The following is a 17078-nucleotide window of genomic DNA, read 5'->3' on the forward strand; positions in this document are numbered from 1 at the left end:
GGATCTACCGGTTTTGCTTGGTGGCCGCGCAACGGGGCCGGTGCAGGGCTGGATGGCCTCTTTCAGTCGGACCGCTTTTAGCGGTTTTGATGACCCTGCAACAGGCCGCCAAAGCCGCGCAGGCCCGATTCCAGGGGCTTTTCGTCCCGATTGGCTGGCACTTTCCAGTTTCCCGACGTTTCCGACGATCGGCCACCAGCGGCCAAACAGCGCGCCCTCGGCCTGCGCCCGCTTCCGCATACGACGTTTGTGAGTGTTCACTCAACAGCGCGGACGTCGCGTGGCGGATGTTCGCGGTCGACGGCGTGCCGCATCATTGCCGATTTGTTAACTTGGATCGGGCTTGAACCGGCGCTGCGGCCGGGCTGACACAATCTTTCAAACGTCAGTCTTTTCAGGCCTCAACGTTGCGTCCAGTCCTTGCGGGCAGGACCCTCTCTCCTATATCAGGCTCACCGTCGCAATATCGCGAGTATGTGAACGTCTGGGGGTTCGGTACGGAGCGCCGTCAGGGCCCAACCAACCTGCCGTAGCAAAGAGGATATCAAAACCATGGGTAAGGTCATTGGGATCGACCTCGGCACCACGAATTCGTGCGTCGCCGTAATGGATGGCAAGAACGCCAAGGTGATCGAGAATGCCGAGGGCATGCGAACGACGCCGTCGATCGTTGCTTTCACTGACGATGGCGAGCGCCTCGTCGGCCAGCCGGCGAAGCGCCAGGCGGTGACCAATCCCGAGCGTACGTTCTTTGCGGTGAAGCGCCTCATTGGCCGCCGCTATGACGACCCGATGGTCGAGAAGGACAAGAAGCTCGTTCCCTACAAGATCGTCAAGGCATCGAACGGCGACGCCTGGGTCGAAGCCGATGGCAAGACCTATTCGCCCTCGCAGGTCTCGGCCTTCATTCTGCAGAAGATGAAGGAGACCGCTGAGGCGCATCTCGGCCAGAAGGTCGAGCAGGCCGTCATCACGGTTCCCGCCTATTTCAACGACGCGCAGCGTCAGGCCACCAAGGACGCCGGCAAGATCGCCGGCCTCGAAGTGCTGCGCATCATCAACGAGCCGACGGCTGCCGCGCTCGCCTACGGTCTCGACAAGTCGAAGTCCGGCACGATCGCCGTGTACGACCTCGGCGGCGGCACCTTCGACGTCTCGATCCTCGAGATCGGCGACGGCGTGTTCGAGGTGAAGTCGACCAACGGCGACACCTTCCTCGGCGGTGAAGATTTCGACATGCGCCTGGTCGGCTATCTCGCCGACGAATTCCAGAAGGAGCAGGGCATCAACCTGCGCAACGACAAGCTTGCCCTGCAGCGCCTGAAGGAGGCTGCGGAGAAGGCCAAGATCGAGCTGTCGTCGACCACGCAGACCGAAATCAACCTGCCGTTCATCACGGCTGACCAGACCGGTCCGAAGCATCTGACGATGAAGCTGACCCGCGCCAAGTTCGAGGCGCTGGTGGCCGATCTCGTCGAGAAGACCATCGAGCCGTGCCGCAAGGCGCTGAAGGATGCCGGCCTGACCGCCGGCGAGATCGGCGAAGTGGTGCTGGTCGGCGGCATGACCCGCATGCCGAAGATCCAGGAAGTCGTGAAGCAGTTCTTCGGCAAGGAGCCGCACAAGGGCGTCAATCCCGACGAGGTCGTCGCGATCGGCGCTGCGATCCAGGCCGGCGTGCTGCAGGGCGACGTCAAGGACGTGCTGCTGCTCGACGTGACCCCGCTGTCGCTGGGCATCGAGACGCTGGGCGGCGTGTTCACCCGCATCATCGACCGCAACACCACGATCCCGACCAAGAAGAGCCAGGTGTTCTCGACCGCCGAAGACAATCAGGGCGCCGTCACCATCCGGGTCTTCCAGGGCGAGCGTGAAATGGCGGCCGACAACAAGATGCTCGGCCAGTTCGACCTGATGGGTATTCCGCCGGCTCCGCGCGGCATGCCGCAGATCGAGGTGACCTTCGACATCGACGCCAACGGTATCGTCAACGTCTCGGCCAAGGACAAGGCGACCGGCAAGGAACAGCAGATCCGGATCCAGGCATCCGGCGGTCTGTCCGAAGCCGACATCGACAAGATGGTCAAGGACGCCGAGGTCAACGCGGCCGAGGACAAGAAGCGCCGCGAGGCTGTCGACGCCAAGAATCATGCCGACGGTCTGGTTCACTCGACCGAGAAGGCTCTGGCCGAACACGGTTCGAAGATCGCCGACACCGAGCGCCGCGCGATCGAAGACGCCGTCAGCGACCTCAAGGAAGCGCTGAAGGGCGACGACGCCGAGGCGATCAAGGCCAAGACCAACACGCTGGCGCAGGCTTCGATGAAGCTCGGCGAGGCCATGTACAAGCAGCAGGCCGAGGCCGATGCGGCCAAGGACGCTGCCAAGGATGACGTTGTCGACGCGGAGTTCACCGAGGTCGACGACGACAAGAACAGCAAGAAGTCTGCTTAAGCGGATTTGCGATCATGACCCTCACACCAATGAGCACGCGCCGCGTCTCGGAGGAGTGGGGGTCATTTTTCTTTAAGGCGATCGCTGCATCTTCCAGACAGGCGCAATCCTTTACGCAATCTTTGGCGATCGCGATGAACTTCGGACGGAATTGAAGGATGTCCACCAAGCGCTGCTACTACGAGACCCTCGAGGTTGAGCGGAACGCGGACGAGACCAAGCTGAAATCGGCTTTCCGCAAGCTCGCGATGAAATGGCATCCGGACAAGAATCCGGGCGACGCCACCAGCGAAGTCCGGTTCAAGGAAATCAACGAAGCCTATGAGGTGCTGAAGGACGGCGACAAGCGCGCCGCCTATGACCGCTTCGGCCATGCCGCTTTCGAGCAGGGCATGGGCGGTGGCGGCCCCGGCTTCGGCGCCGGCTTCGCCTCATCCTTCTCCGACATTTTCGAAGACCTGTTCGGTATGGCCGGGCAGCGCCGCGGCGGCGGCCGCGAGCGCGGCGCCGACCTGCGCTACAACATGGAGATCACGCTCGAGGAGGCCTTCCAGGGCAAGACCGCGCAGATCGAGATCCCGGTCTCGGTCACCTGCGAATCCTGCTCGGGCACCGGTGCCAAGGCCGGCACCAAGCCGAAGACCTGCTCGCATTGCGGCGGCGCCGGCCGTATCCGGCAGGCCCAGGGCTTCTTCACGCTGGAGCGGACCTGTCCCGGCTGTCAGGGTCGCGGCCAGATGATCGAGGATGCCTGCACCTCCTGCGCCGGTTCCGGCCGGGTGACGCGCGAGCGCACGCTGTCGGTCAACATTCCCCGGGCGTCGAGGACGGCACCCGCATTCGTCTCGCCGGCGAAGGCGAGGCCGGTGTTCGCGGCGGACCGCCCGGCGACCTCTACATCTTCCTGTCGCTGACCACGCACCAGTTCTTCCAGCGCGACGGCGCCGACCTGCACTGCCGCGTGCCGATCTCGATGGTGACCGCAGCGCTCGGTGGCGAATTCGAAGTGCCGACCATCGACAAGGGCAAGACCAAGGTGAAGGTGCCGGCCGGCACCCAGTCCAGCCGGCGATTCCGCATCGCATCAAAGGGCATGCCGGTGCTCCGCTCGCGCCAGACCGGCGACATGTATGTCCAGGTCGTGGTCGAAACGCCGCAGAATCTGACCAAGAAGCAGCAAGAACTGCTGATGGAGTTCGAAAAGCTGTCGTCCGGCGCAACCCAGCCGGAGGCCGCGGGTTTCTTCTCTAAGGTCAAGGACTTCTTTGGCAATCGCTCCGTCTAGCCGCAGTCGTTATGCTTGACCGTAACGACTTCGACCTATACGTCTTTGTGACTGTTTTCTGACAACCGCTCGATTGTGCGGTCCCCGCCTGGTAGCGACATGCCTTTGCAATCGTCCGTGCGTGCGTCGAAGAAGCCCCTCCGTCTCGACGACGAGGTTCGATTTCTCCGTTCATGGATGGAGAAGCCGCTGCATATGGGCGCGGTGATGCCGTCCGGACGGCTGCTCGCCCGCACCATGGCGCAATATGTCGATCCCGACGCCGAGGGGCCGGTCGTCGAACTTGGACCCGGCACCGGGGCGATTACCAACGCGCTGATCGAGCATGGCGTGGATCAAAAACGTCTCGTCCTGGTCGAATACAATCCCGGCTTCTGCGCCTTGCTGCGCGAACGCTATCCGCACGCCAAGGTGGTCCAGGGCGACGCCTACAGGCTCCGCGACACGCTGTGGGATGTCATGAAATCTCCCGCCTCGGCCGTGGTCTCCGGCCTGCCGCTCGTCACCAAGCCGATGCTGACCCGCCTGAGGCTGGTCCGTGACGCTTTCCTGGCGCTCGCACCCGGCGCGCCGTTCATTCAGTTCACCTATTCGGTGGTGCCTCCGATTCCGAAGTCGCTGCCGGGCGTGTCCACAGAGGCCTCCGAGCGGATCTGGATGAACCTTCCGCCCGCGCGGGTCTGGGTGTATCGCAAGGGCTGACCACCCGGCGCCGTCGCGCCGGGCGAGCGCCTTACCTGCGATTTCAAAATGTCCGCGCTGAAAATCCTCGTGATCCCCGGATCGCTTCGGTCAGGCTCGCTCAATGCGAAGCTGGCTGCCGTGCTGGCGCACGAACTGGCGCAATCCGGCGCCGACGTCACCCGCATCTCGCTCGGCGATTTTCCGCTGCCGATCTATGACGGCGACCTGCAAGCGAAATCCGGCGTGCCGCAGCATGCCGTGAATCTGAAGCGGATGATCGGCGTCCATCATGGCGTGCTGATCGTGACGCCGGAATACAACTCCTCGGTGCCGGCGCTGGTGAAGAACACGATCGACTGGGTGAGCCGCGTGCAGGATCCGCATGAGGTGCGAGGTCAGGTGTTCCACGGCCGCGCGTTCGCGATTTCAGCCGCATCCGGCAACCGGCTCGGCGGCACCCGCGCGCTGGCTGCGCTGCGCCTGATCCTGACGGCGTGCCGCGCCACCGTGATCCCAAACCAGCTCGCGCTGTCATTTGCCGAGCAGGCCTACGACGATATGGATCATCTGAAGCACCAGGCCGACATCGACGCGATGCAGGCGCTGGTGCGGCAGCTGATCGACCAATCCCAACGCATGATGTGAGGTGACATGCAGCCAGCCAGGATCGCTCCAAGAGACCGGTTGATCGTGGCGCTCGATCTGCCGTCCGTCGCCGGCGCCGAGGCGATGATCGACCGGCTCGGCGATGCCGTCAGCTTCTACAAGATCGGCTATCAGCTCGGTTATGCCGGCGGCCTCATCCTGGCGAAGCAGCTTGCAGGCAGCGGCAAGAAGGTCTTCCTCGATCTGAAGCTGCACGACATCGGCAACACCGTCGCGCGCGGGGTCGAAAGCGTCGCCGGGCTTGGCGCGACCTTCCTCACCGTGCATGCCTACCCGCAGACCATGAAGGCGGCGGTCGAGGCACGCGCCGACTCCGGCCTGAAGATCCTCGCGGTGACGGTGCTGACCTCCTACGACGACACTGATCTGCATGCGGCGGGCTATCGCCTCAACGTCTCCGATCTCGTCGAAGCGCGCGCCAAACAGGCGCAGTCGCTTGGCGTTGACGGCCTCGTCAGCTCGCCCGAGGAGGCCGCCGCCTTGCGCAAGATCGTCGGCGACCAGATGAACCTGGTGACCCCTGGCATCCGTCCCGCAGGCTCGGCGACCGGCGACCAGAAGCGCATCATGACGCCGGCTCGCGCCATTGCCGCCGGCGCCGACTATCTCGTGGTCGGACGTCCGGTGATGGAAGCCGCCGACCCGAAGGCATCAGCCGAAGCCATTCACGCCGAAATCGCCCAGGCGCTCGCCTGAACAACAAGAGGGAGAACAGAGATGGCGAAGGGATACTGGATTGGACGCGTCGACGTTCACAATGAGGAAGGCTACAAGCCCTACATGGCGGCCAACCCTGCCATCTTCCAGAAATTCGGCGGCAAGTTCATCGTTCGCGGTGGCAAGTTCACCGGCGTGGAGGGCCAGAGCCGCTCCCGCAATGTCGTGATCGAATTCCCCGATTACGCGACCGCGCTCGCTTGCTACCAATCGCCGGAATACCAAGCCAACATCAAGGTGCGGCAGCCGCATTCGATCGCCGACCTCATCATCATCGAGGGGCACGACAGCCCATAGTCCGCACATCGGGTAGCCGGTTCGGTTGCCGGAACAGCCTTGGCTCGCTATATCGCGTGGAGAGGTGAGCCATGGCTGACATGCGTTTGATCGTTGCGGGAGCCGGCGGCCGGATGGGCCGCACGCTGACCCGGGTGATTTCCGAAACCCCGGGGGCGGTGCTGGTCGGCGCGCTGGAAGCGCCGGGCTCGGAACTGCTCGGCAAGGACGCAGGCGTGCTCGCCGGCCTCCCCGCCAATGACGTCAAGCTGTCGGCCGATCTGTGGTCGATGTCGGCCGGCGCCGACGGCATCCTGGATTTCACCGTGCCGGCCGCGACCATCGCCAACGTCGCGATCGCGGCCGAGCGCGGCCTTGTTCACGTCATCGGCACCACCGGGATGTCGCCGTCCGACGATGCGGTGATCCGCAGCGTGACCAACCGCGCCATCGTGGTGAAGTCAGGCAATATGAGCCTCGGCGTCAATCTGCTCGCCGCGCTCGTCAAGCGCGTCGCGCAATCGCTCGACCAGAGCTTTGACATCGAAATTCTCGAGATGCACCACAAGTCCAAGATCGATGCGCCGTCGGGCACCGCCTTGATGCTCGGCGAAGCCGCGGCCGCGGGACGCGGAATCGCGCTCGATCAGCATTCGGCGCGCGGCCGCGATGGCCTCACCGGCGCGCGGCGCGCGGGCGATATCGGCTTTGCCTCGTTGCGCGGCGGCACTGCGGCCGGCGATCACAGCGTGATCTTTGCCGGCCCCTCCGAGCGCATCACGCTCTCGCACCATGCAGAGGATCGCGCGCTGTTCGCGCAGGGCGCGCTGAAGGCAGCGCTATGGGCGCACGGCAAGAAGCCCGGCATGTATTCGATGGCCGACGTCCTCGGGTTGAGCGACTGACACCGCTCGACGGAATGAAATCCAGCTAAGCGAAAACGGAATCTGAAATGAGTGATCGTCTCCTTGTGCTCGTTCGTCACGGTCAGAGCGACTGGAATCTGAAGAACCTGTTCACCGGGTGGAAGGACCCTGATCTCACCGAGCAGGGCGTCAACGAAGCGAACGAGGCCGGCCGCAAGCTGAAGGCGCAGGGCCTGTCGTTTGATGTCGCGTTCACCTCCGATCTTACCCGTGCGCAGCACACGCTGAAGCTGATGCTGGAGCAGATCGGCCAGACCGGTTTGCCGACCACGAAGAACCTTGCGCTCAACGAACGCGATTACGGTGATCTCTCCGGCCTCAACAAGGACGACGCCCGCAAGAAGTGGGGCGAGGATCAGGTTCTGATCTGGCGCCGTTCCTACGACGTGCCGCCACCCGGCGGTGAAAGCCTGAAGGATACGCTGGCGCGCACGCTGCCTTATTACGTGCAGGAGATCCTGCCCGGCGTGCTGCGCGGCCAGCGCACGCTGATCGCCGCCCACGGCAATTCGCTGCGCGCGCTGATCATGGTGCTGGAGAAGCTGACGCCGGAGCAGATCCTCAAGCGCGAACTCGCCACCGGCGCGCCGGTGGTCTATCGGCTCAATGCCGATTCCACCGTTGCGTCCAAGGTCGATCTCGCGGGGTAGAGGTTTGATGTTGTCATTCCGGGGCGATGCGCAGCATCGAACCCGGAATCTCGAGATTCCCGGTGCGCAATTGCGCACCTGAGGTCTGGTCCTTCGGACCATCCCGGAATGACGAGATAGAGGTTAGTGCAATCCGACCTGGCCGGCTTCCCAGCCCAGCATCGCCTGCTTGCGGGTGATGCCCCAGTGATAGCCGGTCAGCGCGCCGCTCTTGCCGAGTGCGCGATGGCAGGGCACCACGAACGACACCGGATTGCGGCCGACCGCAGCGCCGACCGCGCGCGAGGCTTTCGGGCTGTTGATCTTGCAGGCGATGTCGGAATAGCTGACCGCGCGACCCATCGGGACCTTGAGCAGCGTCTCCCACACCCGCACCTCGAAGTCGGTGCCGATCAAGACGACGCGCAGCGGCTGGTCGGCCCGCCACAACCTTGTATCGAACACGCGCTGCGCCAGCGCGGTGGTGCCGTCGGTGTCCTCGACATAGGTCGCGTTCGGCCAGCGCCGCTTCATGTCGGCGAATGCGGTCTGCTCGTCGCCATGGTCGGCGAAGGCAAGCCCCGCAAGCCCGCGATCCGTTGCGATCACGATCGCGGTGCCGAACGGCGAGGGGTGGAAGCCGTAGCGCAGCGTCATGCCGCCGGCGCCGGTCTTCCATTCGCCCGGCGACATGGCCTCATGCGTGACGAACAGGTCGTGCAGCCGTCCCGGCCCTGACAGGCCGGAGTCGAGTGCCGCATCGAGCACGCTGGCGGAATCGCGCAGCAGGTTCTTGGCGTGGTCCAGGGTCAGCGCCTGCATGAAAGCCTTCGGCGTCAGCCCGGCCCACCGTCGGAACAGATGGTGCAATTCATCCGGCGTGACGGCGGCGGCATCGGCCATCGCTTCGATGGTCGGCTGCGTGCGCCAATGCTCCGAGATGAACGCGATGGCGCGCCGAACCGAGTCATAGTCGCGCAGCGCGGCGCTCTGGAGGCCCGGCTTGGCCAGGCGCTGGTCGTGTATGGCGAGTGTCATCATGGTGTCTGATTTAGGAGCCATGGCGCGTCCAAACCACCCGATTTCTGACAAGCATGATCCGGAAAAGTGGAGACCGGTTTTCCGAAAAGATCATGCTCAAATAAGACTTAATGGATGGGGTTGTAAGTCGGGCCGCGTTTCGCGGCGTTGAGCGCCGCCGTCAAGGCCTTGGAGAAGCTAGCCTTTTCGTCCGGTCCCAGGAAGCTGCCAACGCTGACCCGGCGGCCCCGGGAGACCAGATAGAGCCGCTCGATACCGAACTCCTCATGCGAGATCTGTTCGAACCGCACCCAGAGCGGATTGAGCACCCATTCGGCCACATGGCCGCGATGGCTGATCCTGCGCACCCGCAGTTCCGACGGTGTGACGGTGATCTCCTCGCTCGCCTTGGCGGAGCGGAAATTGACCTTGAACGCCCAATAGATCACCAGCGCGTCGAGGCCGAAGAAGCCGAAGATCGGCCAGGCGCCGAGCCACCAGAACACCGCGCCGGCAATGAAGCTGACCACGGTGACGAACGACATCAGCACGATAAAGCCGGTGCGATTCAGCGAGCGGTGCGGCGTCAGCAATGCCGAGAACAGTTTGGGCTCGGCCTCAGCGGCATCAGCCGCGAGATCATTGGCCCTGCGGTCTTCGCCCGGATCAAAGTCGTTGCCTGCGGTCATGGCGTATCAGTATATCCGGTTCATGGCCAAAATCATCCGCTCTCAACGCGCCAGCACATCAAGCGTTCGATCTGCTCCGAAGAAGAAGCCCGCGAAAGCGGCAAGGCTGCTGCCCAAACGCGGGGCAAAGAAGGCGGCCAAGACGGCCGCCAAGCGAACGGTAAAGCCGAAGCCATGGACATCGGAGGAGGTCTACGAGGCTTTCGACCGGTTCCGCCAAGCCAATCCCGAACCCAAGGGCGAACTCGAGCATCTCAACCCCTACACGCTGCTCGTTGCGGTGGTGCTGTCGGCGCAGGCGACCGACGCCGGCGTCAACAAGGCGACGCGAGCGCTGTTCGCGGTCGCCGACACGCCGGCGAAGATGCTTGAGCTCGGCGAGGACAGGGTGCGCGACTACATCAAGACCATCGGGCTCTATCGCAACAAGGCGAAGAACGTCATCGCGCTCTCGCAGAAGCTGATCGCCGAGTTCGGCGGCGAGGTGCCGCGCACGCGCGCCGAGATCGAATCGCTGCCCGGCGCCGGCCGCAAGACCGCGAATGTCGTGCTCAACATGGCATTCGGCGAGCACACGATGGCGGTCGACACCCATGTGTTTCGCGTCGGCAACCGCACCGGGCTCGCGCCCGGCAAGACGCCGCTCGAGGTCGAGCTGGGATTGGAGAAGGTGATCCCGACCGAGTTCATGCTGCACGCCCATCACTGGCTGATCCTGCATGGGCGCTACACCTGCCTCGCCCGCGGTCCACGTTGCGACGTATGTCTGATCAATGATCTCTGCCGGTGGCCGGAAAAGACCGTCTGAGGCATGATCGTCGTCATGTGCTATCAGGGCGTTTTCGAGCGGAGTGGATATCGGTTCACGTGATAGGTTCGTCGGTTGTTCCGGTGCGTGATTGAGGGAGTGCGGTGTGGCAGAGCAGGTTGAAGATGGTTCGTCACCCGCCAGCCAGACCGCGCCTGCTGCGGCACCTGCCAAGCCGCAACCTTCGGCAAGCGGCTTCTGGAGCCGTTTCGCGATTCCGCTGTTTGCCGTGCTCGTCGCGCTGGTGTTCGTCGCGGTGGCGACCAGCCGCTGGGATGCCTGGGTCGGCAGCGCCACGATCCAGACCACCAATGATGCCTATGTGCGCGCCGAATTGACCCAGCTCTCCAGCCGCGTGTCCGGCGAGGTGCTCACCGTCGCCGTCTCCGATTTCCAGCGCGTCAAGGCCGGCGATCTCCTGGTGCAGATCGATCCCGCCGATTACCAGGCGCAGGTGGCGCAAGCCGAGGCCGGCGTGGTCGGTGCGCAGGCCGTGCTGGACAACCTCAACAACCAGGTCGAGCTGCAATATGCGACCATCGCGCAGGCCGAAGCTGCGCGGCTGTCCGCGGAGGCGCAGCAGAACTCTGGCACGCCAGGAGGAAGAGCGTCAGCAGTCGCTGTCGCAAACCGACGCCGGCACGCGGCAGCGGCTCGAGCAGGCGACCGCATCCTACGCCAAGGCGGAGGCCGACGTGCGCGCCAGCCGCGCTGTCATCGCGGCACAGCGCCATCAGCTCGAGGTCCTGCAAGGCACCAAGAAGCAGCGCGCCGCCGACCTCGACGCCGCCAAGGCGCTGCTGGCATCGGCCAAGCTCAAGCTTGGATATACGAAGATCGTCGCGCCGTTCGATGGCGTCACCGGCGAGCGCCAGGTCCAGCCGGGCGACTACGTCAACATCGGCGCCAATCTGATCAATGTCGTGCCGCTGCCGAACGTCTATGTGATCGCCAACTACAAGGAGACCCAGCTGACCAACGTCAAGCCGGGCCAGCCGGTCGAGGTCACCGTGGATACGTTCGCCGGCCAGAAACTGCGCGGCGTCGTCGAGCGCATCGCGCCGGCGAGCGGATCGCAATTCGCGCTGCTACCGCCCGATAACGCCACCGGCAATTTCACCAAGGTGGTGCAGCGCATTCCGGTGCGGATCCAGTTCGACAAGGGCCAGCCCTTGCTCGAGCGCCTGCTGCCGGGCATGTCGGTCGTCACGCGGATCGACACCGGCGAGGCGGTCGCCAATGGCGGAAAGTGACGACCGCGACCGTGGTCCGGTCTCGCGCGGCGACGTCGCGCGCTATCCGCTGTTCGCGGTCGTCGCCGTGCTGCTCGGCGCGTTCCTGGCGAATTTCGACAGCCGACTGACCTCGGTCGGCCTGCCCGATCTGCGCGGCGCGTTCTCGCTCAGCTTCGACGAGGGCGCCTGGCTCTCCACGGCTGCCATCGGCTCGCAGATCTTCGTCGCGCCTGCGGTGGCCTGGCTTGCCACCGTGTTCGGCCTGCGCCGGGTGCTCGGCATTCCGAGCCTGGTCTATGCCGTGGTCTCGCTGACCATTCCGTTCGTGCGCGACTACACGACGCTGATTGCGCTCAGCATCGCCCACGGCATGCTGCTCGGCACCTTCGTGCCGGCGACGCTGATGATCATCCTGCGCAATTTGCCGATCCGATGGTGGCTGCCGGCGATTGCGATGTACTCGATCCGCGTCGGCTTCGCGCTCGAACTCGTCGAGCTCGCTGGTCGGTTTCTATGTCGAGCATCTCGGCTGGCAGTGGCTGTATTGGCAGGGCGTGGTGATCGCGCCGCTGATGGGGCTGATGGTGTATCTCGGCACGCCAAAAGAACCCGTCAATCGCGACCTGCTGCACCATGCCGATTGGGGCGGCATGCTGCTGCTCGGCGCCGGGGTGTCGATGGTCTATGCCGGGCTCGATCAGGGCAACCGGCTGGACTGGCTCTCGTCGGGCACGGTGATGGCGCTCCTGATCGGCGGCGGGCTGTTGATCGTCGCCTTCATGATCAACGAAATGGTCGCGCGCCGACCCTGGGCGCATTTCAACGTGCTGTTCTCGCGCAACATCGGGCTCTCGCTGGTCGTCATCCTGCTGTACACGCTGACCAGCCTGTCGAATTCGTCGCTGGTGCCGAACTTCCTCGGCACCGTCGGCGCGCTGCGGCCGGAGCAGTCGGGCGTGCTGCTGTTCACCTACGGCGCGCTGCCGATGTTCGTGCTGGTGCCGATCTCGATCCTGCTGCTGCGCCACCTCGATCCGCGCATCGTCGTGGTGCTCGGCTTCTCGGCGTTCGCGGCCGCCAATCTCTGGGGCACGCAGCTGAGCCATGTCTGGGCGCGCGAGGACTTTGTCGGCATCGTCCTGCTCACGTCGATCGGGCAGGCGTTCACGCTGCTGCCGATCATCATCATGGCGCTGTCGAATTCCGATCCGTCGCGGGCGACGGCGTTCGCGGCCTATATCCAGATCATGCGCCTCGGCGGCGCCGAGATCGGCGTCGCCCTGATGGGGACCTGGCTGCGGGTCCGCGAGCAGATCCACTCCAACTATCTCGGACAGCATGTGCAGAACGGCGATATCGACGTCGTGAACCTGCTGAAGCGGCTGGCGGGTGAATTTTCCGGCCACGGCATCGGGACAGCGACGGGGCGCGCCGTCGGCACGCTGGCGGCGCTGGTGCAGCGCGAGGCCAACACGCTCGCCTATATCGACGGCTTCTGGCTGTGCTTCTGGCTCGCGATCCTGGCGCTGGTCCTGGTCGCCTTCATCACGCGCGCGCCGCAGGGCCCGTTGTCGCCGGCGCCGCTTGGCTTGGTGAAGAGCGTGATGCGCAGGCTGGGCGCCACCGCTTCCTGATTTGCGAAGAGGCGGCGCGGATATCGCCGCCGGGTCAATTTATAGTGAATGCGGCCCCCGCGCTATGTCGCAGGCGTGTTGAAATATTTTGCTCATCGCGCGGTTCCAAGAGCGGGGGAAATGGAGCCACGATGATCGAGATGAAACAGACGGCCGCGCTTGTTTCCCTGGCGACGGCGGTTCCACCGCATCTATTCCATCAGGGACAGGTCCTGCAGGCCGCGCGCAATCTCCTCGCCGACCGCTATGCCGAATTCGAGACGCTTTCCAGCCTGTTCGCCAACACCGGCATCCAGCATCGCTACGGCGTCAAGCCGATTGAATGGTATCTCGAACGGCGCGGTTGGCCGGAGCGAACGCTGGCGTTCCTCGAGGGCGCGGAGACGCTGTACGTCGACGTGGCCCGCAAGGCGATTGCGCGCGCCGACCTGACCGGCCGGGACATCGATATCGTGGTCACGGTGTGCTCGACGGGTATAGCCACGCCGACGCTGGAGGCGCGCGTCGCCGGCAAGCTCGGTCTGCGGACGGATGTGTCGCGCGTGCCGGTGTTCGGCCTGGGCTGCGCGGGCGGTGTGTCCGGCCTGTCGATCGCGGCGCGGCTGGCCGAAGCGCGGCCGGGAGCGAACGTGCTGCTGGTTGCGCTCGAACTCTGCACGCTCGCGGTCCGGCATGACGAGCTCACCAAGGCAAATATCGTTGCGGCCAGCCTGTTCGGCGATGGCGCGGCCGCGATCGTGCTGCGCGCCGGGGACGGTGGTGCGACGCGGATCGAGGCGACGGGCGAAAAGCTGTGGCCGGATACGCTCGAAATCATGGGCTGGACGGTCGATCCGGAAGGATTCGGCGTGGTCTTTCAGCGAACCATTCCGGATTTCGTCCGCGACCATGTTGGACCGGCCGTCGCCGAAATCCTCGCGCGGATGCAGCTGACCGCCGATGACATCGACCGCTTCCTCTGCCATCCCGGCGGCGCCAAGGTCATCGCCGCGCTGGAGCGGGCACTCGCGCTCGATCAGGGCACGCTCGATCACGAACGCGACGTCATCGCGGCTTGCGGCAACATGTCGGGCCCGACGGTTCTCTTTGTTCTCGAACGAGCCTGCGCCAAGGGATTGCCGCCGCGCTCGCTGCTCACGGCGCTCGGGCCGGGCTTCACGCTCAGCTGCGTTGCGCTCAGGCACGCGGCGTGAGCTTCGCGTCGGTCATTCTCGCTCTGGTCACGCTGCAGCGTCTCGGCGAGCTCGTGCTGTCACGTCGCAACACGGAGCGGCTTCTCGCACGAGGCGCGGTCGAGGTCGGCGCCAATCACTACCCGCTCATTGTCCTGGTTCACGCCGGCTGGCTGACCGGGCTGTGGATCTGGGGCCGCAACCAGGACGTCAATCTGGCCGCGCTGGCGGGTTTTCTGCTGCTGCAAGGCTTGCGGGTGTGGATCCTTGCCGCGCTCGGTCCGCGATGGACCACGCGAATCGTCGTGCTGCCGGGCGCGCCGCTGGTCGCATTCGGGCCGTACCGATATTTCCCGCATCCAAACTACGCCGTCGTGGTCGGTGAAATCGCGCTTCTTCCCCTGGCGCTCCACCTGCCGCGATTGGCGCTGATCTTCACCCTCCTCAATCTCGCGGTGCTTGCGGTCCGGATTCGGATCGAGAACCGCGCGCTCACCGTCTCCGATTGGCCGCGCACAAGCACGCCATGAGCAAGGCGGATCACCGAACCGACGGCCCATCGGCTGCGACCTGGACCGGCTTCCTCCTGATGTGCTTCGGCATGTTCATGGCGATTCTCGACATCCAGGTCGTCGCAACCTCGTTGCCGACGATCCAGCGCGCGCTTGCGATCTCGCCGGCGGCGATGAGCTGGATCCAGACCGCCTATCTGATCGCGGAAGTGATCGCGATCCCACTGACCGGCCTGTTCACGCATGCGCTGTCGTTGCGATGGTTGTTTGCGCTTGCCGTGAGCCTGTTCACTGTCGCTTCGGTCGGCTGCGCCCTCAGCGGCGGTTTTGCCACGCTGCTGGCGTTTCGCGTGCTGCAGGGATTCTCCGGCGGCGTGCTGATCCCCGCAGTGTTCTCCGCCGTGTTCACGCTGTTCCCGGCGCGGCTTCATCCTGTAGCCACCACGATCGGCGGCGTCGTCGCGGTGCTCGCGCCGACCGTTGGACCCGTCGTCGGCGGCTGGATCACGCAGACCTGGTCGTGGCCATGGCTATTCCTGATCAATGTGTTTCCGGGAACGGTGGCAGCCTCGGTCACGCCGTTGCTGCTTCCGAAGGAAGGCATGCAGCTTCGGGCGTTCTCCAGGCTGGATAAATGGTCGCTTGTCCTGCTCGCAGCGACACTCGCAAGCTTCATGATCGGTCTGAAGGAAGCGCCGCAACGCGGTTGGGCCTCGATGCCTTGCCTCGGCCTGCTGATCGGAAGCATTGCCGGGATGGCGCTGCTGATCCGGCGCACGCTCCGCGCGGCCTATCCGATCGCGCAATTGACGCTCTTCAAGCGGCGTCCATTCGCGATCGGTTGCGCACTGAGCTTTTGCCTCGGCATTGGCCTGTATGGATCGACCTATCTGATGCCGGTATTCCTCGGTTTCGTCCGCCGCCATGACGCCTTCGAGATCGGCACGATCATGCTGGTCACGGGAGTTGCGCAGCTCGCCGCCGCGCCGCTTGCGGCGATCCTGGAAAGCCGCGTCGGCGCGCGGCGGTTGACCGGTGCGGGCTTCGCCTTGTTCGCGCTCGGCCTCGGCTGGAGCGCCTTCCAGCCGCGCACGGCGGATTATGGCGAGATGTTCTGGCCGCAGGTCGTGCGCGGCGTCGCGATCATGTTCTGCCTGCTGCCGCCGACGCGCATTGCGCTGGGTGCCCTGCCGGAGGCGGACATTGCCGACGCCAGCGGCCTGTTCAACCTGATGCGCAATCTGGGCGGCGCGATCGGGATCGCTCTGATCGATACCATCCTCTATGGGCGAAGCCCGATCTATGGCGAGGATTTCCGCGTGCGTCTGCTGGCGGGGGATGTCACAGCGGCGCAGGCGATCGGGCTCGATCCGAAGTTGCTGATCGATCGCCCGCCGGGTCTGCCGGACGACGCCACGGTGGCGTTCATCCGGCCGTTGGTCGAACGGGCGTCGCTCGCACTCACCGTGAACGAGGCATGGGCGATGCTCGCCTGCGTGGCGATCGTCGGACTGCTGCTCGTGCCCTTCGCAAGCGATCGGGTACCGGCATCGCCGCCCGTGCTTCCGGATACCACCTAGACCGAGGACACGTTGGTTCGCCGCGCCGGCTCGATCAGCTCGCGCCGCGGGCCCGACAGCCGCTTGTACATGTGCACCATGAAGGCCATGCCGAACAGCGGCGTCGCCAGATTGACGATCGGGATCGAGACGAAGGCGGCGATGAACAGGCCCGCGGTAAAGACCGTCGCCGCGTTCTCCTTGCGCATCGCCTTGGCGTCATCAGGCGAGCGGAACCGCATCGCCGCAAGCTCGAAATATTCGCGGCCGAGCAGCCAGGCGGTCGCGATGAAGAAGATGATGAAGCCCGCGCCCGCGAACAGCACGAACGGCAGCGCGACCAGATAGACCAGGATCGTCAGCAGCGCGGTCTTGACGCCCTCGATCGTCGCGAGCGTGACCGGCAGCGCCACGCCGGGATGGTCGGCCGGATAATGCTCGCGCTCGACATGGTCGGCGACGTCGTCGACAAACAGGCTCGCCACCAGCGAGGTGATCGCGGGCATCAGGAAGATGCCGCCGAGCACGACGCCAAGGCCCGCCGAGATCGAGACGATCCAGGACAGCACGTGCAGCGTGGAATGGAAGTTGGGGCCGAGCATGCCTTCGGCCCAGACCTCGCCGTAGTCGGCAAACCAGCTCAGCAGCCGCTGCAAGCCGATCGCCAGCACGGTGATCAGCACCAGCGCAAGCCCGATCGAGCGCCACAGGATCGAGCGCATCGGCGGCGACAGGATTTGCGAAAGCGCCTTGACGGCGGCGGCGAACATGACTGGGTTACCTCTGCACAAATGACCCGCGAGAGGTAGACA

General features: G+C 64.8%; 14 protein-coding genes and 3 pseudogenes. 14 read left to right on the forward strand and 3 right to left on the reverse strand.

Annotated features, from left to right (window positions below; genetic code table 11):
* Positions 1–552: 552 nt before the first annotated feature.
* The 8 genes and pseudogenes from dnaK (at position 553) to ACSKB9_RS24560 (ending at position 7658) form a co-directional block, all read left to right on the forward strand.
* Entirely contained in the window at positions 553–2454 is a 1902-nt protein-coding gene (gene dnaK / locus ACSKB9_RS24525) for a molecular chaperone DnaK (RefSeq protein WP_026192053.1), read from the forward strand.
* Between the two features lie 158 nt (positions 2455–2612).
* Positions 2613–3739 (forward strand): annotated as a pseudogene (gene dnaJ, locus ACSKB9_RS24530) (molecular chaperone DnaJ).
* A 99-nt stretch (positions 3740–3838) separates the two neighbouring features.
* Positions 3839–4441 (forward strand): class I SAM-dependent methyltransferase, encoded by a 603-nt coding sequence (locus ACSKB9_RS24535; protein WP_438076324.1) that lies wholly within the window; start codon positions 3839–3841, stop codon positions 4439–4441.
* Between the two features lie 48 nt (positions 4442–4489).
* A complete protein-coding gene (locus ACSKB9_RS24540; RefSeq protein WP_092081152.1) occupies positions 4490–5068 on the forward strand; it encodes an NADPH-dependent FMN reductase in 579 nt (192 codons plus the stop codon).
* A 6-nt stretch (positions 5069–5074) separates the two neighbouring features.
* Positions 5075–5785, forward strand: a complete 711-nt coding sequence (pyrF, locus tag ACSKB9_RS24545) for an orotidine-5'-phosphate decarboxylase (RefSeq protein WP_438076327.1) — start codon at positions 5075–5077, stop codon at positions 5783–5785.
* A gap of 21 nt (positions 5786–5806) precedes the next feature.
* On the forward strand, positions 5807–6103 hold the full coding sequence (locus ACSKB9_RS24550; RefSeq protein WP_057020363.1) for a DUF1330 domain-containing protein: 297 nt from the start codon (positions 5807–5809) through the stop codon (positions 6101–6103).
* Positions 6104–6174: 71 nt separating this feature from the next.
* Entirely contained in the window at positions 6175–6987 is an 813-nt protein-coding gene (gene dapB / locus ACSKB9_RS24555) for a 4-hydroxy-tetrahydrodipicolinate reductase (protein WP_016841511.1), read from the forward strand.
* 47 nt (positions 6988–7034) lie between these two features.
* Positions 7035–7658: a 2,3-bisphosphoglycerate-dependent phosphoglycerate mutase gene (locus ACSKB9_RS24560; RefSeq protein WP_028341753.1), complete on the forward strand. Its 624-nt coding sequence runs from the start codon at positions 7035–7037 to the stop codon at positions 7656–7658.
* A 123-nt stretch (positions 7659–7781) separates the two neighbouring features.
* Here the strand turns inward: ACSKB9_RS24560 and ACSKB9_RS24565 are convergent, their stop codons facing one another.
* Together ACSKB9_RS24565 and ACSKB9_RS24570 are read right to left on the reverse strand one after the other, a co-directional pair.
* A complete protein-coding gene (locus tag ACSKB9_RS24565; RefSeq protein WP_028335763.1) occupies positions 7782–8678 on the reverse strand; it encodes a methylated-DNA--[protein]-cysteine S-methyltransferase in 897 nt (298 codons plus the stop codon).
* A 107-nt stretch (positions 8679–8785) separates the two neighbouring features.
* Positions 8786–9346, reverse strand: a complete 561-nt coding sequence (locus ACSKB9_RS24570; RefSeq protein WP_244558980.1) for a DUF2244 domain-containing protein — start codon at positions 9344–9346, stop codon at positions 8786–8788.
* 22 nt (positions 9347–9368) lie between these two features.
* On the opposite strand from ACSKB9_RS24570, the gene nth reads away from it, so the two are divergent.
* The 6 genes and pseudogenes from nth to ACSKB9_RS24600 all read left to right on the forward strand — a co-directional run bounded on the left by nth (position 9369) and on the right by ACSKB9_RS24600 (position 16287).
* On the forward strand, positions 9369–10154 hold the full coding sequence (gene nth / locus ACSKB9_RS24575; RefSeq protein ID WP_438076330.1) for an endonuclease III: 786 nt from the start codon (positions 9369–9371) through the stop codon (positions 10152–10154).
* A 106-nt stretch (positions 10155–10260) separates the two neighbouring features.
* Positions 10261–11407, forward strand: a pseudogene (locus ACSKB9_RS24580) (HlyD family secretion protein).
* Positions 11394–13023 (forward strand): annotated as a pseudogene (locus tag ACSKB9_RS24585) (MFS transporter). The pseudogenes ACSKB9_RS24580 and ACSKB9_RS24585 overlap by 14 nt, the downstream one beginning before the upstream one ends.
* Before the next feature lie 140 nt (positions 13024–13163).
* The gene (locus ACSKB9_RS24590) at positions 13164–14216 is read left to right on the forward strand and encodes a type III polyketide synthase (protein WP_438080381.1); all 1053 of its coding nucleotides are present in this window, start codon (positions 13164–13166) and stop codon (positions 14214–14216) included.
* Entirely contained in the window at positions 14213–14725 is a 513-nt protein-coding gene (locus ACSKB9_RS24595) for an isoprenylcysteine carboxyl methyltransferase family protein (protein ID WP_438076332.1), read from the forward strand. The genes ACSKB9_RS24590 and ACSKB9_RS24595 overlap by 4 nt, the downstream gene beginning before the upstream one ends.
* A gap of 59 nt (positions 14726–14784) precedes the next feature.
* Positions 14785–16287: a DHA2 family efflux MFS transporter permease subunit gene (locus tag ACSKB9_RS24600; RefSeq protein ID WP_438080383.1), complete on the forward strand. Its 1503-nt coding sequence runs from the start codon at positions 14785–14787 to the stop codon at positions 16285–16287.
* Here the strand turns inward: ACSKB9_RS24600 and ACSKB9_RS24605 are convergent.
* Positions 16284–17036 (reverse strand): sulfate transporter family protein, encoded by a 753-nt coding sequence (locus ACSKB9_RS24605; RefSeq protein ID WP_438076334.1) that lies wholly within the window; start codon positions 17034–17036, stop codon positions 16284–16286. The genes ACSKB9_RS24600 and ACSKB9_RS24605 overlap by 4 nt on opposite strands.
* Positions 17037–17078: the final 42 nt, after the last annotated feature.

This window comes from Bradyrhizobium sp. BR 1433 (assembly GCF_051547665.1).
Taxonomy (GTDB): domain Bacteria; phylum Pseudomonadota; class Alphaproteobacteria; order Rhizobiales; family Xanthobacteraceae; genus Bradyrhizobium; species Bradyrhizobium australafricanum.